The organism is Bacillus sp. B2-WWTP-C-10-Post-4 (genome assembly GCF_009183805.1).
Lineage (GTDB): Bacteria > Bacillota > Bacilli > Bacillales > Bacillaceae_G > Bacillus_A > Bacillus_A cereus.
The window spans coordinates 33917-54029 of the sequence record NZ_WEII01000010.1; the positions used below are offsets into that span (position 1 = coordinate 33917).

Here is a 20113-nt window from a genome sequence, read left to right on the forward strand (position 1 = left end):
TTTCGGCATTCAATTATGCAAAGTTCCATACCACTATGCTACAATATACAAATAGAACTAGGAGGGATACTATGATTCGGAAAGCAAAAAAGACAGATGCAATGGCAATAGCTCCTTTATTGTATAATGCTCTGCATGAAATTGCTGAAAAAATCACAGGTAGCACAGTTGAAGCAGAAGTATTACTAGGACTTGAGACATGGTTCTCAAAAGAAAATAACCGTCTGAGCTACGAAAACTGTTTTGTCTATGAACAAGACGAGAGTGCAGTTGGAATTATTGTCGCTTATCACGGTAGTGAAGCAACACAGCTTGACGCACCAATTGTATATCACTTAAGAGCATTACATAAAGATGAATCAATTACGTTAGAAAAAGAAGCTGAGCTTGATGAGTATTACATTGATACATTATCAGTTTCAAGTGCACACGGCGGAAAAGGTATAGGTTCTAAATTAATTGAAGCTGCCGAAATCTATGCAACTGAAAAAGGGCATAAAAAAATCGCTTTACTTGTTAATTTAGAAAACAAACGCGCCTATTCACTATACGAAAAGTTAGGTTATAAAAAAGATGAAATTGTTATGCTAGTAGGGGAACCTTATGCTCATCTCGTAAAACCATTAAACGTCAAAATTTCTATATCTTAAAAAGAAAGCACACGATTTATATAAATCGTGTGCTTTTATGTTAAATTTGTATTTAATATATTTCCATCCATCGCCTCGTGAAACGTATATGTTGTACATCCCCATGGCTCTCTGTGCAAAATAGGAGAACCAGACCATCCCATCGCTCTCAGTTCGGCACCAATCATTACATTCACATAATTATGACCTACAAGAGCTATACTTCCATGTACGAGAGCATAACGATGTAACAGGTAAGCCGCTTGCCTTACCCTCTCTCTTACTTCCTTATAAGACTCAACATCTTTATGGTAGCCAAGTATCCATAATGTTCGTCCAATGAACATCCATACCTTAATTGTGCATTTCAACCACTTCGGAGCAAAAAAGCATGAAGGAACTTCAGCTTCTCTAAAAAGAGAATTTTGCATAAAAGATAAAGAATCCGTCAATTCAGCTGCTGATTGTACAGCACGCCTTTGATCACTTGTTAAGACAAATTTCGCTGCTTCAATTGCCTCTATTGTTTCTATCGGCATTTTAGCTTTTTGTATCATTGACTCGGAATCATACTGTTTCATCCATTCGTGAAATGAATTAATTGTCATCGGTTCTCTTATACGACTTAAACAACCATGACGAATAAAAGAAATCTTCATTCTTTTCACTCTCCATTCATCACTTATGAACTCTATTATGCACTAGTTCTAAACATCATACCACGCAAGAAAATAAAGTTATATACCTTTACATCTCCCCACCACTATCATGTGTTATCGAAGCATGGATACCATCCATCCCATCAAAATATGTACTCGTATCATATTGACGAATCTTTTTTAAATGCATATAAGAAAATAAAAATAAAATTAAAGCTATAACACTCCCCACAAATTCAAACATCATTTTACCGCCTCTAATTTCTCCCACTTCAGCAGGTTATTCTACTTTTTCATTATACCTCGATATAAAGATTCTCGCATTTTTGCTATTTTTTCTAAAAAACATGGATTTTCTACATATTTTCTTACAAAAAGTGAATATTTTTCGAATTTTTACTTTGGAAACATTTACAAAGTAGGAAATATGGTTCAAAATAGGAGGAAATAAAAAAACCCAAATTTATTCTTTTTTTGGGAAAACTGTAACAAGGAGAGTTGCTTATGCAGATCGCAGAAACTGGAGATATCATCGAATTTAAAGGTGGAATGCAAGGCCGTGTTCAAAAAGTAAATCAAAACTCTGTTATTGTTGATATAACAATTATGAAGAATTTTAGAGAACTAGATATGGAACCTCTTACAGTTGTAAGTCATAAAAACTATACTGTCATTAATCAAAATGCATAATATAATAGAAAGAAAGGGCCTGTATACTATACAGGCCCTTTCTTTCTATTAACGATTATCAATTGTTTCCGGATATAGATCGTGGTTCATCATGCGGTAGTCAGCCATTTGTTCATACTTCGTACCTGGGCGCCCGTAGTTGCAGTATGGATCAATTGAAATGCCACCACGTGGTGTGAATTTCCCCCATACCTCAATATAACGCGGATCCATTAATTTAATTAAATCGTTCATAATAACGTTCATGCAATCTTCGTGGAAATCACCATGATTGCGGAAACTAAATAAATACAACTTTAAAGATTTACTCTCTACCATTTTTTGCTCTGGAATATAGCTAATATAAATTGTTGCAAAATCTGGTTGTCCTGTTTTCGGGCATAAACTTGTAAATTCAGGACAATTGAATTTTACAAAATAATCACGGTTTGGATGATTATTATCAAATACCTCTAATATTTCTGGGCTATATTCAAATAAATATTTTGTATTTTGATTCCCTAGTAATGTTACATCTTTTAAATCTTCATCTAATCTTCCTGTCATTTTAAACATCCCTTCTCGTTATACGCCGCGCTTATTTCCCCATACTAACGCATGAAGCTGAGGCAATACTTTTGCATCATTCATCTCTTTACAATTTACAGCTTTATCAATCAGCCATTCATACTTATCTAATAATTTTTTTATAAGCATCGCATCATCCACTGTTTTTGTATCATCGTTTCCTACTTGTAAGAAAAATGGTACCTTTGGATAACGTTCGTGCATCTTAACTGCATATTCAAAATCATGATCATCGAATACTACTACTTTTAAACTAATATCTTTTCCTGCTAGTTTCTGAATAATAGCATCTAACTTATGAAAATCTGTTTTCATCGTTGAACTTGGTGGTTTTGGAGAAATTGTTACCTCATCAATTTGAAGTAACCAATCTTGCCATTTACTCCCTTGCGTTTCAATTGCCGTTCGCATTCCATTTTCTTTTAATATAGAAAGAAGAAACTCAATATTTTTCAGTAATGCCGGATTTCCACCTGAAATCGTAACATGAGAAAAATTTTCTCCTCCAATTGCAACAAGCTCATCCCAAATATCTTCTGGTGTCATCTGTCTAATTTGATCTTTAGCTGATCCATCCCACGTAAAAGCAGAATCACACCAAGCACAGCTATAATCACAACCAGCTGTACGGATAAACATTGTTTTTTGCCCTACAACCATTCCTTCACCTTGAATAGTCGGACCGAATATTTCTAAGACAGGGATTTTACTCATCAAGCATCCACTCCCGTCTTACTTCCGCATAACTAGTCGGCGTCTCAAATAGACGAACAAATTCAACGCGAGCTCCTTTATATTCGTTCACTCGATTCTCTTTTGTTAGTGCTTCTGCCATCTTTTCATAAATCCAAACGACCATATTTTCAGCAGTCGTATTCATTGCAGGTAACGTTTCGTTTAAATAACGATGATCTAGATAAATTTCGATTTCATTTTTCCAAATTTCTTTTATATCTCCAAAGTCAATTGCAAGACCTATTTCATTTACATATCCACTAATTCCAAATACAACTTTATATGTGTGACCGTGTAAGTTTTTACATTTCCCTTCATAACAGTGTAAATGGTGTGCTGCATCAAATGTAAATTCCTTGCTGACCATTACTCTTTTATTATGGTATTTGAGTTGTTTACGCTGAATATCCTTGTCCATTTTTTGCAAATTCTCTACGATGCGAAATCCAAAAAAGTTATCCATTAGTTAGTCGCTCCTTCGCGTTCTTGTAGGTACGTATCTAATCCTGCTTTACGAAGTTGACATGCTGGACATTCACCGCAACCATCACCAATGATTCCGTTATAACATGTTAATGTTTTTTCTCGAACAAACTCAAATGCTCCAAGTTCATCTGATAATTTCCATGTTTCAGCCTTATCAATCCACATAAGTGGCGTGTGAATGACAAACGGGTAATCCATAGATAAATTTAAAGTAACATTTAACGATTTCACAAACACGTCACGGCAGTCTGGATAACCACTGAAATCAGTTTCACATACACCCGTTACAATATGACGTGCTCCAACTTGTTTTGCTAATACAGCAGCAAATGATAAGAAGAGTAAATTTCGTCCATCTACAAATGTCGATGGCAATTCACCTTCTTCATGTGTAATCTCCATATCCGTTCTCGTTAACGCATTTGGAGCAAGTTGATTTAATAGACTCATATCTAGTACCGTATGCTTTATTCCTAGTTCTTTTGCAATTTCCGCTGCACAATCAATTTCTAGCTTATGACGTTGATTGTAATTAAACGTTACAGCTTCTACCTCTGCAAACTGCTCTATTGCCCAAAATAAACATGTCGTACTATCTTGTCCTCCACTAAAAACAACAACTGCTTTTTCTTTTTTCATTTCACTCATTCTCCTTCTCTACTATAAATAAGAAGAAAGAACGTTCTTGAACTGTCACAATAAAAAAACAAAACAATACCTAGGGATATTGTTGTTTCCATAGTTTTTTATAGAGGGAGTTCGCGAACCTCTCCCGCGCGATGCACGGAATTTCTTCTTTCATTGACACAGCTTATTGTAACATATTGTATACTAGCGTAAAAATTTCTGATTTTTCCGCTATTTATTATTTCATTTCTTTCATTTTATAGTATGATTAATTTAATCTAAGAAGAGAGGAGGCATCCCACTGAAATCCTTTATTATTTATCTCTTTTTAAATATATTATTCATCCTGATTACAATGCTCGTATATCATTTATTTTGGAATCAAAAAGGGAAACGCTCTCCTAAATTAAATTCAGCTATATTCATTGTACTCTGTTGCCTTGCTACCGTACTCTGTATTACATTTGCAGCAAAAACAAATAATGGTTTTCAATTTGATATGCGCCATATTGTATTAATTGTCGGTACATTAACGGGAGGGCCTATTGCTGGTGGTTCTATCTTAGTTGTATTAAACATATATCGCTTATTATTAGGTGGGGTAGGTGTTTTCCCATCTCTTATCGGTTCTGTTCTTCTATTTATTGTTCTATTATTAACATATAAATTTTTCAATCGAACTTCTAATCGTATAAAAATAACACTTGCTATTATCTACAGTCTCACATACGGATTTAGTTGGATACCCTTCTTCCTTTCAAAGGTTACAAATAAGACTGATTATATACCGCATATTATTGTGTATGAATTATGTTCAATGCTTGGTACGATTCTAATTCTATATTTACTACACATATTACAAACTCAAGTTCGTCTCCAAAACGAACTTATAAATGCTGAAAAGTTTCATTTAATTGGTGAAATGGCAGCGTCTATCTCTCATGAAATTCGCAATCCATTAACTTCAACGAAAGGTTTTTTACAACTGTTACAATCAGGTACATGCACTGAGCAGGAACGAAAATTATATATCGACATTGCCATTAATGGCATCGAACAAGCAAATCATGTTCTTACAGATTATTTAACCTTTGCTAAACCAAGCATTGAAAAAGAACAAACATTACAGTTAGAAGAAGAATTACTACATGCATTGTCGTTAATTACACCGCTTGCTAATTTAACAAATGTACGTACTCATTATATAAAGCAAAGCACTTCTTTTTTTATCGCTGGTGAAAAGCAAAAACTAAATCAATGTTTATTAAATATTTTAAAAAATTGCATTGAGGCTATGCCAAAAGGCGGTGATCTTTATTTCACATTAGTTCCTGATCATAAGCATATTCAGTTATATATAAAAGATACAGGAGTCGGTATGGATTCAGAACAAGTAAAACGTCTTGGCTCTCCTTTTTATTCAACGAAAGAAAAAGGTACTGGACTTGGAATGATGGTCGTATTCAGTGTTGTTCAAGCTATGAATGGAAAAATTGATATTATAAGTGAAAAAGGAATCGGTACAACCTTTTTATTAACTTTTCCACTCATACAAAAAACGTGATGAAATACTCATCACGTTTTTTCTGTTCCTTCAACTAATTCAGCAAAAGCTTTCACTTTTCCGTGCGGTTGTTGATTTTCTTTACGTGCTTTCCAGGCGCGCTCTTCTTCTCGCTTCTTTTTAGACATGTTTTTTCAACTCCTTCTTTTCTTTCTCCATGTAGTATTCCAAAATAAGAAAGAAAACTATGCACGTATCAAAAAAGAAGTGGTTTCCCACTTCTTCCACTTTAGCGTTGCAAAATTGCATGTTTCGCCTCTTTTAACTGCGTAAGATGTCTTTGTTCATGCAAATCAAGAAATTGAACCCATTGATACAAATTCAGATCATTAAAAACAGGATGCTTTAATCCATTTTCAAATAAATCTTTTTCATCTATAACACTATGAAGCGCGTGTAATAGTTCTTGGCGTGAATGTTCTAGCAATTGAATTCCTTGCTGTTTTTTCATTAAAGTTTCTGTTGGTTGCATTTGCTGAGGAGCTTCTCGTTTATGTGTGCGATCAAGCGTAAGTTGGAGGTCTTTAAATGGAGTCATGTTTCTTTCCTTTTTTTGTAAAGCATATACAAGGGCAGACGTGACAGATTGTTCAACTAAATGCAAGTGGTGTAAAATTTGAATAATGCTCCATTTATCACGGCGTGGCTTTACATTCACTTCTGTGTCATTTAACATTTCAATTTCTGATAATAGCGTGCTTCGAGTAGACTGTAATGAGTTTACTAAACTTTCTAAACTTACATCCATATTAGATTGAAGCATACTTGTTCCCCCCTTTTGTTTGTGAAAAGAGGTGCTCCTTATTAGAAACACCTCTTTAGTATTCTGAATTTTCTTTTATTATCTCATCATTTTCCCATTATGTCGATGTTAAACATGTGAAAAAAAGCGCATGTTTTTTACAATTTTGTGTCGTCAATCGCATGTAACCATGCTTCAATTTCTGTAATAACACTTTTCACACAGCCTTCAGCAAATGGTGATGTTAAATTTGCAACTTCTACTAATTCTAAGAACGATTTACTTCCACCTTGTTGGCACAGATTCACATAATCTTCCCAAGCCTCTTGTCTATTATCTCTTGCACGTTTCCAAAATTGTAGCGCACAGATTTGAGCAAGCGTGTAATCAATATAATAGAACGGCGAACTATAAATATGTCCTTGACGTTGCCAAAAACCACCGCGCTCTAAATAATCATTATCCTCATAATCACGATGCGGTAAATATTTCTTCTCTATGTTACGCCATGCTGTCTTACGCTCTTCCGGTGATGCTTCAGGATTTTCATATACATAATGTTGATATTCGTCAACAGATACACCATAAGGTAAAAACAGGAGTGCTGAACTTAAGTGAGAGAAGTAATATTTATCTGCATCTTCTTCAAAGAATAGCTTCATCCATGGCCATGTAAAGAATTCCATACTCATAGAGTGGATTTCACATGCCTCATATGTTGGCCAATTATATTCTGGAATTTCAAATTTACGACTTTCATATACTTGGAAAGCATGACCTGCTTCATGTGTTAATACATCAATGTCACCAGATGTTCCATTGAAGTTTGAGAAAATAAATGGCGCTTTATAATTCTCAATATATGTACAATATCCGCCACCAGCTTTTCCTTTTTTCGCAACTAAATCTAATAAATCATTATCTAGCATGAAATTGAAAAATTCATCTGTTTCAACCGATAACTCTTTATACATTGTCTTTCCATGATCAACAATCCAATCCGCATCTCCTTTTGGAGTTGGGTTACCTGTAGCAAACTCAAAGTTTTCGTCGTAATAAGCTAACTTCTCTACACCGATACGTGCTTGTTGTCGCTTTCTTAATTCCGTTGTAACGGGAACGATATAATCTAGCACTTGCTGACGGTAATTAGCCACCATCTCCGCATTATAATCTGTACGGTACATTCTTGCATATCCAAGTTCAACAAAGTTTTTGAAACCTAAAGATTTTGCGATTTTCGTTCTCACTTTAACAAGCTCATCATAAATACGATCTAGTTCTTCCTCATTTCCAGCTAAAAATCCGTAGTATGCTTCACTTGCTGCTTTACGTTCGCTTCTTTCTTTTCCTTGCATAAACGGAATCAGTTGCGATAACGTTCTTTCTTCTCCAGCAAAGTCAATTTTTGCAGATGCTAATAACTGTGTATATTGCGATGATAATTTATTTTCTAATTGTAAATCTTTCACGACTTCATCTGAATATGTTTTTAAATCACATTCTGCTAGAGCAAATAATTGTTTTCCATAATACGCCTCTAATTCTTCACGAAATGGAGAATTAATGAGTGCCTTATAATATTTTGTACCATATCCTTGTACAACTGGAGAGAATTCATCAAAGAAATCCTGCTCCTCCTTATAAAAAGTATCCGTCGTATCAACAGAATGGCGAATGTAACAAAGGTTTCCCATTGTACCAAAATCGTTGCGAATCTCATTAATTGAATGAATGACTTGTTTTTGTTCTTCTACAGTTTTTGCGTTATCAAACTTCTCTAAAGCAACAGTAAATTTCTCTTTTAACTCTTCAATATTTGGGCGTTTATATTCATAGTCTTTAAATGACATGAACGAGCCTCCTCTCCATTACATACCTTTATTATAATTCAATACGTATTCTCGAATCCCCTCTTAATTTTCAACAAATTTCGGCAGTGACTGCCATGAGTTCATTACAAATAAAAAAGCCTTGGATTTATTTATCCAAAGCTCCTTTGGAACATATTATTTTTCATACTTCCCAATTTTTTTTAATAAATCAAGTAATTCATCTTTTTCATCTTTCGTTAACATTTCAAAAGACTGATGTATAACTTTCTCATGCCCCGGAAAAATAGAAGCAATAAAGTTCTCGCCAGACTCAGTTAATTGCGCGTAAATAACACGTCTGTCATTCGGACATGGGATTCTCTTTACTAACCCCTTTTTCTCCAACTTATCTACAACATATGTAATGCTGCCACTAGCTATTAAAATGCGCTCACCAATTTGCTGGAGTGGTTGACCGCCTTTATGATATAGCAGTTCTAATACAGCAAATTCAGTTGGATTTAACCCGTTACTTTGTATAGATTTATTTGTAGTATCCATAACAGAACGATGTACACGAGATAATGCAATAAATACTTTTAAAGATTGAGAAATATCTTCTCGTTCATTATTTGATGTCATACAACTTTCAACCCTTCACTTAAATTCTCAGCAATAAAAAGAAAATACCACTTCATACTTCATGTGAATTCCGAATGAGCATTCACTCATCCATTTCCTCTCCCCTAATATATTAAAAATCATTCTTGAATAAAAACATGACAATTTTAACATAGTTTATATATAATGATAATAAAAAAAGAAGGAGTACCACATTTGAAAGTCAAATTCCAAAGCATAATTATATATATATTGCTTGTTATCCTACCGACAATAGGGATTGGTGCTACATTTTATTCGTATCATACATATAAAATGAAACAGGAAAACAAATTATCTGCTCATACAGTTCTCTTTTTATATAGAGATTATTTGGATCATCATCTTGGTGAAGCAATTTCTGCTTTAGACATGCTTGCAAAAGTTGTAGGCACCGAGACTGGTAATATAAATGGCATTAAACAAATTGTACATGATACAGATGGAAACGATGCACGCTTTTCTGGTCTATATTACGCTACACCAGAAGGAGTCATTACAATCGCATCTGAAGATGAATCAAAGCCTATAGATGTTTCAGACCGTAAATATATTCAAGACGCGCTCCAAACTAAAAAAACCACTGTATCATCAGTCATTACTGATCGCGTTCTTGGACATAAAGCTATTATGATTGCTGCCCCCATATTTAATAAACAGAAGGAGCTCTCAGGATTATTATTAGCTAGTTTACGCTTTGATTACATTTCCTCTTCTTTAAATGCCATTAAACCACAATACCATTTTGAGGTAACTGATAAACATGATGTAGTTTTTCTAACCGATGATAATAACGACACAAGTGATACGCATTCTAATATGCTTACTACCCCACTCCAAAGATTAAATTGGAAGGTCTCTGTTTCTCCATTACCCATTCATCAAAAAACCTTATACCAGTGGGTTGCAATAGAGTGTATAGCTACTTTATTTTTAATGTCTATTTTATTTTTGCTTGCTCAATATATGTTGTTAAAACGTCAAACAAAACTTGAAAGACAACAAAATGAACTACAGAAAATTGAATTAGTTGGAACTTTTGCAGCGAGTACAGCACACGAAATCCGTAATCCTCTTACTGGAATTAAAGGACTCGTCGCTCTATTAAAAGAGAAATATAAAGATGAACAAGATCAGTTCTACTTTTCCGTAATTGAACAAGAAATAGAGCGAATCAATGAAATTGTAAGTGAATTTCTTATTCTAGGAAAGCCAACCGCCATCATTGAACAAACATATGATGTAAGAACAATTCTAAATGAGGTAGCATTAATTATTCAATCTGAGGCGAATTTACATAACATTGTATTCCATTTACATTTGCCAGACCATCCTGTTCATATCCGTTGTTCGAAAGACCATATGAAACAAGTGGTTTTAAACATTACCAAAAATGCAATTGAGGCCATGACTTCTAATGATACACTAACCATTGTAGTAAAAAACAATGAAACACACGCACAACTGCATATTACAGATACTGGAAAAGGGATTCCGCAACATATTCAAAAACACCTCTTTCATCCGTTCTTTACTAATAAAGATACTGGAACAGGTCTTGGACTTGTCATATGTAAACGAATTGTAGAGATGTATAATGGGCATATTTTTATCGACAGTACAGAAAATGAAGGAACGACAGTTCATATCGAAATTCCGTTACACATAGTATAATTATCCTTATCCTATAAGGGTAATTATACTTATTTCATAAAACCACCCACAAGCATTCGCCAAAAATTATTTGATTTTCCTTCATACCCGATTTGGAAAATAGGTATTTTTATAATTGAAAACCATTTCGGTGTTTGTTTTTCTTTATAACATTGATATTGTAAAATAAGCTTGTCCAATTCTTGACTAACTTGAATTGTCTCCCTACTATTTAGCCCACTTGTTAATCCTAGTTGAATCATTTCTTCACGTTTCATATGAATATCACGTGAAAGCTTTTCTAATGTGTACTTCCTTTTTACAGTAAACATCCATATCCCCCTTATTATACTTCCATGCTCTTAACTTCACTTCTCCATTGACTTTTTTTAACTACTTAATCATATGCAAATTTGAAGAATCAGAAAATTTAACATTTTCTCCCTGTAATTTACAAATCTTTACCCTCACTTTGAGAATTATTACAAATTATTCTATCTTTGTAAATACATTCGCAATAATAGACATTTTTTTCATCTTCTTTTTTTATAAATTCTACGTAAACCGGGGATTCTTAATTTTCCACCTACTTTTCTTCGACATTTTTTGTTTAATTTATATAAAAAAGCAAAACATAATGATGATTGATAAAGTGAAACTTTAATCAGTGTTTTTTTGTTCAGCCCCCACTGATAATTAGCATTCACCAATCGGGTAGGCAGTGAATCTCCCACCTATCCAGCCCAATGTTGAGGTGGGAGTCTTACTACCCACAAATAGCAGGATAACAATAGAAAGGAAATATTTATATGCGAAAATATACGATTGCATTATTCATCATTGTTTTGTTTTTACCGTCTTTCTTATTTCCTATTCAAGCAAATGCTCATACGAATAAAGTTGCTATTGTCATTGATGATTTCGGTAATAATATGAAGGGGACTAATCAAATGTTATCACTTCCCATTCCACTCACTGTTGCTGTTATGCCTTTTCTTCCTTCCACAAAAGAAGACGCAATAGCTGCCCATAAGAAAGGACATGAAGTTATTATACATATGCCAATGGAACCTATAAAAGGTAAAAAAGAATGGCTTGGGCCGAAAGCAATTACAACTGATTTAAGCGATGAAGAAATAAACAACCGACTTGAACAAGCGATTCAAGAAGTACCGCATGCAATTGGAATGAACAATCATATGGGGTCAAAAGTAACAGCGGATGAAAGAATTGTTCGCCTTATACTTGCTGCCTGTAAAAAACACGGTTTATTTTACTTAGATAGTAAAACGAATCCTAATAGTGTCGTCCCAAAAATCGGAAAAGAATTAGGAGTTCCTATTATTGAAAACCAACTATTTTTTGATGATGTATATACAGCAGGGCATATTTCAAAACAAGCCCAATTACTCATCAAAAAAATTCAAGAAAAACCTATTATGGTAGCTATCGGGCATGTGGGCCCCCCAGGTGAAATTACATCACGCGTTATTGAAACTTCTATCCCTAAAATTCGTGAGCATGCAGACTTTATTTTCTTATCTGATCTAGCATTATCCCCGCCTCCTGTTTCAAAATAAAGTTCATTACTCACATATAATCAGCCCTCACCAATTGGGCTTTTACAGGTAACACCCGCCCACCTAACTTCTTTGCTTTCACCAAATTTTGAGGCGTGGATTTTACTACCCACAAATAGTGGGACAAAAAAGTACCTATCTATATATAACAGATAGGTACTTTTCTTTTTAACTTAAATATAATCTACGTGACTCACTCTGAATCCTTTTTTCTCTATTTTTCCGATTAATTGCTTTAATTTTGTTTCATCTAACTCATCTGATATATTTACAATAACGCGGCGGATATATTGATCACCGTTATCTAGCGTAAATAGGCCACCGATATTATATGCTTTTAACAATGTCCCAAGCTCTTTAATCGTTCCCTTACAATCTTGTGTTGCAATTGTTAATATATAACCACCTGTTCGCATACCAAATGAATCTTCAATAACATCAAATATATTCGAATGCGTTAACATACCGACAAATTCATTATAATCATTTAGCACGGCTAAAAACGGAAGCCGACGAATTACATAAAAGGCTCTGAAGAAGGAATCCTTTTCAAAAATAAATGCATTGGAATCGTCGAGCATATCCCCTGCACTTACATGCTCTAATCCGCTATTGCATTTTTTTTCTAATAAATCTACTTTATAAATAATCCCCGTGAATTTCTTCTCATCTTCTGCTAATACCGGGATGGCTCGAAATCCCGTTTCGTTCATCATTTGCAGTGCCTCTTCACCAGAATCATTTATTTTGCAAAATGTTACTTGCTGCTTTGGCAGAAAATGATATTTAACTCGCAAAATATGTTCCTCCTTACATGTCAACATGTAATCTATATATAATAAGGAGACCTATATTTTATGAGTGAAATTATTTTTAAAACGCTTTCATTTATTTATTAACTTGTAGCTATATCACATCCATTTTTATATAACAGAGCTTCTTGCCCCCTTAATCATTAATAACTTTACATGATAGTTCATTAAATATTCTATACCCTCTAGCCATTTTTTCGCCTCTTCTGGCGTTTTTCCCCACACAATCATGCCGTAATTATGAACAAGAACTACCCCTCCACCTTCAATGAAATTCGGAACATTCCTTTCTAATAAATCAGCGAATTTTTTTTCATCTTCTACAATTGGAATTGTCATTTCTGTTATACCTTCTTTTCCGAAAACACGCTCCACACTGCGTTTATCGAACGTTACTTCTCCTTCTTCCCCATATAACTCTGATATTAAATGACTATCTACAGTCTGCACTTGTAAAATACATCCTGCACTACTTTTTTTATAAATATCCGCATGCATAAATGACTCTGCAGCTGGTTTTTCTTCATTTTCAAATACTGACTCGCACATGCAATTTACGACAATAAAATCTTCTTCCGAAAATAGCCCTTTATCTCTTCCTTCAACATTTACTAAGAATGTTAACGGCTCTTTTGACGTACATAGCGATAAGCTAATTTTGGTACCATAAAACCAATCACGAAGTGCCAATTCAGATTTCACATCTTTTAATTCATTCCATTTCTTCAGAAAAAATAACATTTCGTCACCCCCGGCATAATATTCATATAAGGTTCAAATCCTTTCTATGTAAAAGGAATATTTTTTGATTATTCTAAAAATTAATTGAATTATCACATGAGAACGCTTTTTTGTCAATATAGTTTCGTGGTTCTTCTTTAAAATAGGCTATTCATATGTCTATACTCCTATCTATTTCCTATTTCATTTTGTACATAAAAATACGCTACTCTTTAATTAAAGAATAGCGTATTTTCCTCATTTTTTATTCCGCATTAACGGGCAGCCCGATTAGTGAGGGCTAATAATCAGTGGGGAATGAACAAAACCCCCACTGATTAAAGTTTCACTTTATTTCTTTATTGCATTATATAAAAACTGTGCATATTGTTCACGTGTTACGAAATTATCTCCTAAAAAATTCCCTTCCCCATCGCCTTTTGATATTTTATTATCCACTAAAGCTTTCACATATCCTTTCGCCCAATGGTCATTTGGTATATCTTTAAAATTCTCTGCACTATTTTCATTTTCTTTTAACTGAAATACTCTTTGTAATACTACTGACATTTCATATCGAGTTAATACTCCATCTGGACGGAACATACCATTTCCATAGCCTGTCATAATTCCAGCTTGAACCACTGCATCAATAGCCGTTTCATACATATTTCCTTTCGTATCTGTAAATGCCGTTTTTGGTACTAGATTATTTTCTAATTTTAAATACCTTTGTATTAGAAGAGCTACTTGTCCACGAGTAATGTTATCACCAAATCCAAATTCACCATTTCCATAGCCTATAAATAATTTTTCTTTCGCTAAGTAATTAATTGCTTCTTCTGACCAATGTCCCTTTGGTACATCTTTAAATTCTACCACTTCTGTTTTCTCATCTTCTTTAGACGTATTACCGTCTTTACTTTCTACTACATTTTGAATAACAGACCCTGTAAAGAAAATTCCTGTATCCGCGAATGGATCTTTCACACCAAATTCATATATTTTCTCACCTGGTGTACTCCATTTCACTACACCATTACTATACGTACCGTTATCGCTCTTCAGACGGATTTTCGTAGAAACCTCACCATCTTTTTCATATATAGGTACTTTTACTTCTTTATTTACTTCTGTTTCCTCTAAAAATACTTTTTGATTTTGGACATTAATATAAGCCGTCTTACTTAGTTCTATAACTGGTCGCACATCACGGATTTCATTTGCAACAAAACTTAGAAATACTAATTTTTTCAAATTACTAACTGGTGATAAGTCTGAAATATAATTCGCTTCTAAATCAAGCTTTTGTAAGTTTACTAAACTTGATAATGGCGTAATATCCTTTAACTCATTGTTAGGTAAGTGTAATTGTTTTAACTGTGTCATCTTACTTAGAGGAGTAACATCTTTTATTTCATTTTTCCCGATCCACAATTCTTCTAATTGCTTCATTTGCTCAATGCCGGATAAATCTTTAACTTTATTACGTGTTAATACTAAGTCTGTTAAAGGTAATGAATATAACGCTTTAATATCTTCAATTTGATTACCTGCTAAAGTTAAGTATGTTACATTTTTCAAAGCGCTTAATGGAGCAACGTTCGTAATTTTATTATTTGCTAAATTCAAGTAATCTAGTTGTTCCATTTTCGCTAATGCTGTTACATCTTCTATTTGGTTGCCTGATAGAAATAAACTTTTTACATTTTTCATTTCAGTTAGTGGTGCAACGTTTGTAATTTTATTATTACTTAAATCAAGAGATTCTAAATTATCCATCTTAACAAGTGGCGTTACATCTGAAAATTCATTACCACGCAAAGCTAAATGACTTAATTGCTTTAAGTTCGCAAAGAACGACGGATCTTTTATCTTCGCATTCGCAACTGTTAAAGATTTTAAATTTGGCATATATTTTAATGCACTATAATCAAGTATCTCATTTGTATTTAAAAACAAATCCTTTACTTGTAATAAATCTTCTTTCGTAATTGGTGTATTTAAATCTTTTCTATTAAATACTTTTTTATTAACAAGCTCTCTTAATTTCTTATCTGTTATCATATTTTGATTATCAACTGGATTATCCGTTTCCGTATTGCCTGAATTAGAGTTATCATCTGGTTTCTCTGTTTCTTTGTTACCTACAGTTGGATCTTTAATTTCAAATTGAACTTGATATTTGTGATCATATCCAATAGCTGGAATAAGTATATGCATTTGCATATTGTGCTTCTTCTCAAACTCACCAATTTCAAATTGAACTACTTTCGTTCCATTCTTCCTCTTATCTTCTGACAAAACCTTCACATCATGAAATACACCAGGCTGGTTTCTATCTTCTATTCTAAGATATTGAAAATAATCACTATCTTGCATTGTTACAGTGACAATTTTTTTGCCAGCTGCAATCGTTACTTTAGGATCTTTTATATATTGAGAAACCATAGATGGCTCATCTTTTTGGTCCTTATATATTTTAATCTCAGTATCATACGTGCGATCACTCGCTGCTGCTACCGATTGATTTGCTTCAACTTTTAATGCCGCTAATGCTGGAGTAGAGTACGTAGCAAATGGAATTGCTAATGTTGTCGCTACTACTAGCGCCTTCATGTAATTTTTTTTCAAAATAATATCCCCTATCATATATAATCTTTACAATTGATAATTATTATCAATTATCCACAAATAAATGATAATGAATATCATTATCATTGTCAATGAGAATATTACATTAAATTTATATTTTTAAAGATAAAAAATAAAAAAGCCCTTTATTCAAAGGGCTTTTTTACCTATCGTATGAAGAATTTCACTTTTTTCCTTCTCATTGATGACACCGATTTTTTGCAAAATATTCGCGTACAATACAAGTTTATTATATATTCGTTCTGACATGTTCTCCCTTCTTTCCTTCGACCAACTTTTTTTGTATTGGTAAATTATATGAAAGAGGTGAGAAAATGTGTCCACTTTTTGCATAACTGCAAATCTTTTATTTTACGATTTACAGATAATAAAACTCCCTCCTAAAAATTAGGCGGGAGTTTATGTGCTTTCACTGTATTTAACAAACTGTCCACTGAATATTATGCTTCTTAAGTTCTTCTTCAAAGCTATATGGCATTTTTTTATCACAAATTACGTGTTGAATACGCGAAATTGCTGCTATACGATAATTCCCTTTCACGCCTACCTTCGTATGATCACATAAAATATATGTTTTCTCAGCTAATTTCATCATCGCCTCTGACAATTTCGCTTTCTCTAATTCAAAGCTGGAAACTCCAAAACTAGGTAATAACCCATCAATCGAAACGAACGCTTTATGAAAATGAAATTGCTGTATGACTTGCTGAGAAATAGACCCTGATACACGCGAATGCTTTGGAGATACTTTTCCACCTATAAACAAAACTTCACCGTGAAACATCTTTTTATTAATAGAAGAAATTAATTGTGTTGCGACTGGAAATGAACTTGTTACAATCGTTAAGTTTTTACGATGAACAAGGTATGGAACCATTTGAAGCGGTGTACTTCCATCATCAATTGCAATGACATCACCGTCTTCTACAAATGTCGCTGCTTTATAACCAATTCTTTTCTTCTCTTCTATATGTAGCATTTCTCTTTCTAACATTGGTGCCTCTACTCCAGCGCCTGGAAGTTGAACTGCTCCACCATACACTTTTTTCAGCTTCTTTTCACGATCTAATTCTTCTAAATATCGACGAATCGTTTCTGTTGATACAGCAAATTCTCTCGCTAATTCTGAAACCTTTACTTTCCCTTTAAATTCTACCTTTTCAAGAATGGTTCGCTTTCTTTCTTCTCCTACTACAGACATAGCTTCACCTCATTTATATCTCCCTTATAAACGTCCTTACTTATACAAAGCTATAATTTTCTTTATAAGTAGAAACTTCTTCATGAATATGAATACCGCGCTTTGCTAGCTCATCAAAAATCAATTGTGGATTTTCAAAGGCTTCTTCAGGCGTAACAACACCCACCCTATTTACATTTCCATTTGCAATTAACTCTGCAGCAATCCCAAATGGAATACCGACGTTTCTCGTATACGCTCTTAATTTTTCCCATCCTACAACAGAACCATCAGATAACGGATGTGTATGATATAACACATGTCTTTGCTTCTCATTATTTTTCATACCTATTACTTCTACATGAAGTGCATAACCATAAAGCTCTGTTTCTTGCCCTTCTTTCGATTGCAATAAATACTGTGAAATACAATCCATAATGCCTATTTCTTTCCCGTTTATTTCAATCTGATCATTACGCAATATGCCGTAATCATATAAAGCACGTACAAGTTGCATATTTTGCTGTGGCCAAGTTCCTCTCGTCTCTATCAGTTTGACACCTTTATTTTCTAATGCCTTTGCTAGCGTAATCGTTTCAGAATGCGGAATGATATACTGCGTTGCCTTACCATAAGGCTCTGGCAATTCTATTTCTCTCGGACGCGCAAACGGAGGTACTTGCTTAAATTCACCATCTTCATACACTGTACGCGATGGTAAATATGGATCATATTCATATGTCGTTGTCTCTGTAATTGATGCAGAAAAAGCAATCGGACGATACGAACCGTGACTTACACGGACAGACTCTACAGTATCCAATTGATTTGCTGCATGCATTGCCATCATTTGCGTTACACCCGGCGTCATGCCAAATCCAGGTAAACATATCTTTTCATTTTCAACAAATATAGCATGCGATTCATTTTCTTCACCAAATCCATTTAAGTTCACACCGTGACATCCTGCTTCTGCAATACAGCGGGTCGACAATCTGTTTAACTTTATCGTCGTACCGTCCATTACAATGTCATAACCAATCATTTTTGCAACCGTATCCTCGTGATCCGTTACATCTACTTTTACAAAATCAACACGAGGGTCGTTGAGCCATTCTACTACTTTACGGCCCTCTACCTCGTTAAAATCAGCTACTGTAATTGTCTCAAAAGATGAAAATTGAACTAAATCCAAAATAGCTTCGCGACAAATTTTACCTGCTCCACCTAAGCAAAACACTTTCACCCAATAACAGCTCCTTTAGCAATACTATCAACTAAGCGATTAATATCTTGTTCATGTACATCACCGATATTTCCAATGCGGAACGTATCTACTTTCGAAATTTTCCCAGGGTAAATAACAAATCCATAACGCTTTAATTCGTTATATAACTGTTGAAACTCGAATCCCTCTTTTGGATAAATGAAAGATGTAATAATAGGAGATTGGTATTCCTCATCTACTAGTGGCTTAAATCCGATTTCTCCCATTCTATTTACTAGTAGTTTTTGATTGTTGTAATATCGATTGTAACGCGCTCTTACTCCTCCCTCTTTTTCTAGTTCAAGTAGTGCTTGATAAAAAGCATGTACAACATGTGTAGGTGAAGTAAAACGCCATTTCCCATTTTGTTTTTCCATCGTTTCCCATTGATCATATAAATCAAGAGATAAAGAGCGTCCTTGCCCTTTACACTTCAATAATTCATCACGTTTTGCGATTACAAATCCGAATCCAGGAACCCCTTGAATACACTTATTCGCACTACTAATTAAAAAATCAATTTGTAAATCAGCAATGTCTATTTCAATCCCGCCGAAACTACTCATCGCATCAACAATTGTAACCTTTCCATACTGTTTTCCTAATTTACATACATCTACAATTGGATTTATAATGCCTGTCGTCGTTTCGCAATGAACAACTGCAATATGCGTAATCTCTTTATCTTCTTGCAATAACTTCTCTACTTCTACAATATTAGTAGGTTCCCACTCTTCTGTTTGACTGACCACTACATCAATCTGTAACATCTCTGCCATTTGCACAATCCGCTTACCGTACGCACCATTTGTACAAACGAGAATCTTCCCATTTGCCGGAATAACAGAACCAATTACTGCTTCAACTGAAAACGTACCGCTTCCTTGCATTAACACTGTTGTATATTTCTCTTCTTCCTTCGTCGCTAACGATACAAGTTTAGCTCTTACTTCTTGCACCATCGTATTATATTCATCATCCCACGTACACCAATCGTATAGCATAACTTCTTTTACTGATTTTGTTGTCGTTAATGGTCCTGGTGTTAATAATAAGTAGTGATTTTCAGTCAT

Annotated in this window: 22 protein-coding genes and 1 riboswitch; of the genes, 5 read left to right on the forward strand and 17 right to left on the reverse strand. The window is 34.1% G+C overall.

All coding sequences use genetic code 11. The annotated features are described in order from the left end of the window. Window positions 1–71: 71 nt before the first annotated feature. A complete protein-coding gene (locus tag GBN78_RS07480) occupies window positions 72–650 on the forward strand; it encodes a GNAT family N-acetyltransferase (RefSeq protein ID WP_000619549.1) in 579 nt (192 codons plus the stop codon). A 35-nt stretch (window positions 651–685) separates the two neighbouring features. On the opposite strand, the gene GBN78_RS07485 is transcribed toward GBN78_RS07480, so the two are convergent. Both GBN78_RS07485 and GBN78_RS30110 read right to left on the reverse strand, forming a co-directional pair. Further along, window positions 686–1288 carry a histidine phosphatase family protein gene (locus GBN78_RS07485; RefSeq protein ID WP_000703098.1) on the reverse strand — a complete coding sequence of 201 codons (603 nt, stop codon included), beginning with the start codon at window positions 1286–1288 and terminating at the stop codon, window positions 686–688. Window positions 1289–1376: 88 nt separating this feature from the next. Next, the gene (locus GBN78_RS30110; RefSeq protein WP_000461432.1) at window positions 1377–1532 is read right to left on the reverse strand and encodes a hypothetical protein; all 156 of its coding nucleotides are present in this window, start codon (window positions 1530–1532) and stop codon (window positions 1377–1379) included. Between the two features lie 260 nt (window positions 1533–1792). Between GBN78_RS30110 and GBN78_RS07490 the strand changes: the two genes are divergently transcribed. Beyond that, window positions 1793–1978 (forward strand): YkvS family protein, encoded by a 186-nt coding sequence (locus GBN78_RS07490; RefSeq protein WP_001165082.1) that lies wholly within the window; start codon window positions 1793–1795, stop codon window positions 1976–1978. Window positions 1979–2026: 48 nt separating this feature from the next. Here GBN78_RS07490 and queF read toward each other — a convergent pair whose 3' ends face one another. Genes queF through queC form a run of 4 tightly spaced genes read right to left on the reverse strand, consistent with a single transcriptional unit; the run spans window position 2027 to window position 4405 of the window. Beyond that, window positions 2027–2524 (reverse strand): preQ(1) synthase, encoded by a 498-nt coding sequence (queF, locus tag GBN78_RS07495; protein WP_001986050.1) that lies wholly within the window; start codon window positions 2522–2524, stop codon window positions 2027–2029. A gap of 18 nt (window positions 2525–2542) precedes the next feature. After that, window positions 2543–3259 carry a 7-carboxy-7-deazaguanine synthase QueE gene (queE, locus tag GBN78_RS07500; protein ID WP_000036297.1) on the reverse strand — a complete coding sequence of 239 codons (717 nt, stop codon included), beginning with the start codon at window positions 3257–3259 and terminating at the stop codon, window positions 2543–2545. After that, window positions 3252–3743, reverse strand: coding sequence for a 6-carboxytetrahydropterin synthase QueD (queD, locus tag GBN78_RS07505; RefSeq protein ID WP_000368414.1), 492 nt, complete (start codon window positions 3741–3743; stop codon window positions 3252–3254). The genes queE and queD overlap by 8 nt, the downstream gene beginning before the upstream one ends. Continuing rightward, window positions 3743–4405 (reverse strand): 7-cyano-7-deazaguanine synthase QueC, encoded by a 663-nt coding sequence (queC, locus tag GBN78_RS07510; protein WP_098293498.1) that lies wholly within the window; start codon window positions 4403–4405, stop codon window positions 3743–3745. Before queC ends, queD begins: the two co-directional genes overlap by 1 nt. A 93-nt stretch (window positions 4406–4498) precedes the next feature. After that, window positions 4499–4542: riboswitch (PreQ1 riboswitch) on the reverse strand. A 206-nt stretch (window positions 4543–4748) separates the two neighbouring features. Here queC and kinB point away from each other — a divergent pair. Next, the gene (gene kinB, locus GBN78_RS07515; protein ID WP_000964156.1) at window positions 4749–5957 is read left to right on the forward strand and encodes a sporulation sensor histidine kinase KinB; all 1209 of its coding nucleotides are present in this window, start codon (window positions 4749–4751) and stop codon (window positions 5955–5957) included. 11 nt (window positions 5958–5968) lie between these two features. Here kinB and GBN78_RS30590 read toward each other — a convergent pair whose 3' ends face one another. The 4 genes from GBN78_RS30590 to GBN78_RS07530 form a co-directional block, all read right to left on the reverse strand. After that, a complete protein-coding gene (locus GBN78_RS30590; protein ID WP_000038355.1) occupies window positions 5969–6085 on the reverse strand; it encodes a DUF6254 family protein in 117 nt (38 codons plus the stop codon). 101 nt (window positions 6086–6186) lie between these two features. Beyond that, on the reverse strand, window positions 6187–6720 hold the full coding sequence (locus GBN78_RS07520; protein WP_000941970.1) for a DinB family protein: 534 nt from the start codon (window positions 6718–6720) through the stop codon (window positions 6187–6189). A 137-nt stretch (window positions 6721–6857) separates the two neighbouring features. After that, window positions 6858–8552: a M3 family oligoendopeptidase gene (locus GBN78_RS07525; RefSeq protein ID WP_000008578.1), complete on the reverse strand. Its 1695-nt coding sequence runs from the start codon at window positions 8550–8552 to the stop codon at window positions 6858–6860. Window positions 8553–8708: 156 nt separating this feature from the next. After that, the gene (locus tag GBN78_RS07530) at window positions 8709–9155 is read right to left on the reverse strand and encodes a MarR family winged helix-turn-helix transcriptional regulator (RefSeq protein WP_000203336.1); all 447 of its coding nucleotides are present in this window, start codon (window positions 9153–9155) and stop codon (window positions 8709–8711) included. Window positions 9156–9350: 195 nt separating this feature from the next. Here GBN78_RS07530 and GBN78_RS07535 point away from each other — a divergent pair, with 195 nt between their 5' ends. Continuing rightward, complete coding sequence (locus GBN78_RS07535) at window positions 9351–10847, forward strand: DUF3149 domain-containing protein (RefSeq protein WP_000865053.1); 1497 nt, start codon at window positions 9351–9353, stop codon at window positions 10845–10847. 29 nt (window positions 10848–10876) lie between these two features. Here GBN78_RS07535 and GBN78_RS07540 read toward each other — a convergent pair whose 3' ends face one another. Next, window positions 10877–11158, reverse strand: coding sequence for an aspartyl-phosphate phosphatase Spo0E family protein (locus GBN78_RS07540; RefSeq protein ID WP_152127140.1), 282 nt, complete (start codon window positions 11156–11158; stop codon window positions 10877–10879). A gap of 477 nt (window positions 11159–11635) precedes the next feature. Here GBN78_RS07540 and GBN78_RS07545 point away from each other — a divergent pair, with 477 nt between their 5' ends. Beyond that, window positions 11636–12406: a divergent polysaccharide deacetylase family protein gene (locus tag GBN78_RS07545; RefSeq protein ID WP_001234107.1), complete on the forward strand. Its 771-nt coding sequence runs from the start codon at window positions 11636–11638 to the stop codon at window positions 12404–12406. A gap of 173 nt (window positions 12407–12579) precedes the next feature. On the opposite strand, the gene cbpA is transcribed toward GBN78_RS07545, so the two are convergent. The 6 genes from cbpA to phnW all read right to left on the reverse strand — a co-directional run bounded on the left by cbpA (window position 12580) and on the right by phnW (window position 20113). Beyond that, on the reverse strand, window positions 12580–13203 hold the full coding sequence (gene cbpA / locus GBN78_RS07550; RefSeq protein ID WP_001264207.1) for a cyclic di-AMP binding protein CbpA: 624 nt from the start codon (window positions 13201–13203) through the stop codon (window positions 12580–12582). 126 nt (window positions 13204–13329) lie between these two features. Further along, window positions 13330–13959 carry a class II aldolase/adducin family protein gene (locus GBN78_RS07555; protein ID WP_000896005.1) on the reverse strand — a complete coding sequence of 210 codons (630 nt, stop codon included), beginning with the start codon at window positions 13957–13959 and terminating at the stop codon, window positions 13330–13332. A gap of 330 nt (window positions 13960–14289) precedes the next feature. Beyond that, entirely contained in the window at window positions 14290–16590 is a 2301-nt protein-coding gene (locus tag GBN78_RS07560) for an NEAT domain-containing leucine-rich repeat protein (RefSeq protein ID WP_002004686.1), read from the reverse strand. A 421-nt stretch (window positions 16591–17011) separates the two neighbouring features. Next, window positions 17012–17794: a DeoR/GlpR family DNA-binding transcription regulator gene (locus GBN78_RS07565; protein WP_000117667.1), complete on the reverse strand. Its 783-nt coding sequence runs from the start codon at window positions 17792–17794 to the stop codon at window positions 17012–17014. A gap of 40 nt (window positions 17795–17834) precedes the next feature. Continuing rightward, window positions 17835–19019, reverse strand: coding sequence for a saccharopine dehydrogenase family protein (locus GBN78_RS07570; protein WP_000862174.1), 1185 nt, complete (start codon window positions 19017–19019; stop codon window positions 17835–17837). Beyond that, window positions 19016–20113 (reverse strand): 2-aminoethylphosphonate--pyruvate transaminase, encoded by a 1098-nt coding sequence (gene phnW, locus GBN78_RS07575; protein WP_000138230.1) that lies wholly within the window; start codon window positions 20111–20113, stop codon window positions 19016–19018. Before phnW ends, GBN78_RS07570 begins: the two co-directional genes overlap by 4 nt.

What these genes read in the sequence shown, in the direction of transcription:
- GBN78_RS07480 (WP_000619549.1), top strand. Translation starts at nt 72, where the DNA reads ATGATTCGGAAAGCAAAAAAGACAGATGCAATGGCAATAGCTCCTTTA.
- GBN78_RS07485 (WP_000703098.1), bottom strand. Translation starts at nt 1,288, where the DNA reads ATGAAGATTTCTTTTATTCGTCATGGTTGTTTAAGTCGTATAAGAGAA.
- GBN78_RS30110 (WP_000461432.1), bottom strand. Translation starts at nt 1,532, where the DNA reads ATGTTTGAATTTGTGGGGAGTGTTATAGCTTTAATTTTATTTTTATTT.
- GBN78_RS07490 (WP_001165082.1), top strand. Translation starts at nt 1,793, where the DNA reads ATGCAGATCGCAGAAACTGGAGATATCATCGAATTTAAAGGTGGAATG.
- queF (WP_001986050.1), bottom strand. Translation starts at nt 2,524, where the DNA reads ATGACAGGAAGATTAGATGAAGATTTAAAAGATGTAACATTACTAGGG.
- queE (WP_000036297.1), bottom strand. Translation starts at nt 3,259, where the DNA reads ATGAGTAAAATCCCTGTCTTAGAAATATTCGGTCCGACTATTCAAGGT.
- queD (WP_000368414.1), bottom strand. Translation starts at nt 3,743, where the DNA reads ATGGATAACTTTTTTGGATTTCGCATCGTAGAGAATTTGCAAAAAATG.
- queC (WP_098293498.1), bottom strand. Translation starts at nt 4,405, where the DNA reads ATGAAAAAAGAAAAAGCAGTTGTTGTTTTTAGTGGAGGACAAGATAGT.
- kinB (WP_000964156.1), top strand. Translation starts at nt 4,749, where the DNA reads ATGCTCGTATATCATTTATTTTGGAATCAAAAAGGGAAACGCTCTCCT.
- GBN78_RS30590 (WP_000038355.1), bottom strand. Translation starts at nt 6,085, where the DNA reads ATGTCTAAAAAGAAGCGAGAAGAAGAGCGCGCCTGGAAAGCACGTAAA.
- GBN78_RS07520 (WP_000941970.1), bottom strand. Translation starts at nt 6,720, where the DNA reads ATGCTTCAATCTAATATGGATGTAAGTTTAGAAAGTTTAGTAAACTCA.
- GBN78_RS07525 (WP_000008578.1), bottom strand. Translation starts at nt 8,552, where the DNA reads ATGTCATTTAAAGACTATGAATATAAACGCCCAAATATTGAAGAGTTA.
- GBN78_RS07530 (WP_000203336.1), bottom strand. Translation starts at nt 9,155, where the DNA reads ATGACATCAAATAATGAACGAGAAGATATTTCTCAATCTTTAAAAGTA.
- GBN78_RS07540 (WP_152127140.1), bottom strand. Translation starts at nt 11,158, where the DNA reads ATGTTTACTGTAAAAAGGAAGTACACATTAGAAAAGCTTTCACGTGAT.
- GBN78_RS07545 (WP_001234107.1), top strand. Translation starts at nt 11,636, where the DNA reads ATGCGAAAATATACGATTGCATTATTCATCATTGTTTTGTTTTTACCG.
- GBN78_RS07555 (WP_000896005.1), bottom strand. Translation starts at nt 13,959, where the DNA reads ATGTTATTTTTTCTGAAGAAATGGAATGAATTAAAAGATGTGAAATCT.
- GBN78_RS07560 (WP_002004686.1), bottom strand. Translation starts at nt 16,590, where the DNA reads ATGATAGGGGATATTATTTTGAAAAAAAATTACATGAAGGCGCTAGTA.
- GBN78_RS07565 (WP_000117667.1), bottom strand. Translation starts at nt 17,794, where the DNA reads ATGTCTGTAGTAGGAGAAGAAAGAAAGCGAACCATTCTTGAAAAGGTA.
- phnW (WP_000138230.1), bottom strand. Translation starts at nt 20,113, where the DNA reads ATGACTGAAAATCACTACTTATTATTAACACCAGGACCATTAACGACA.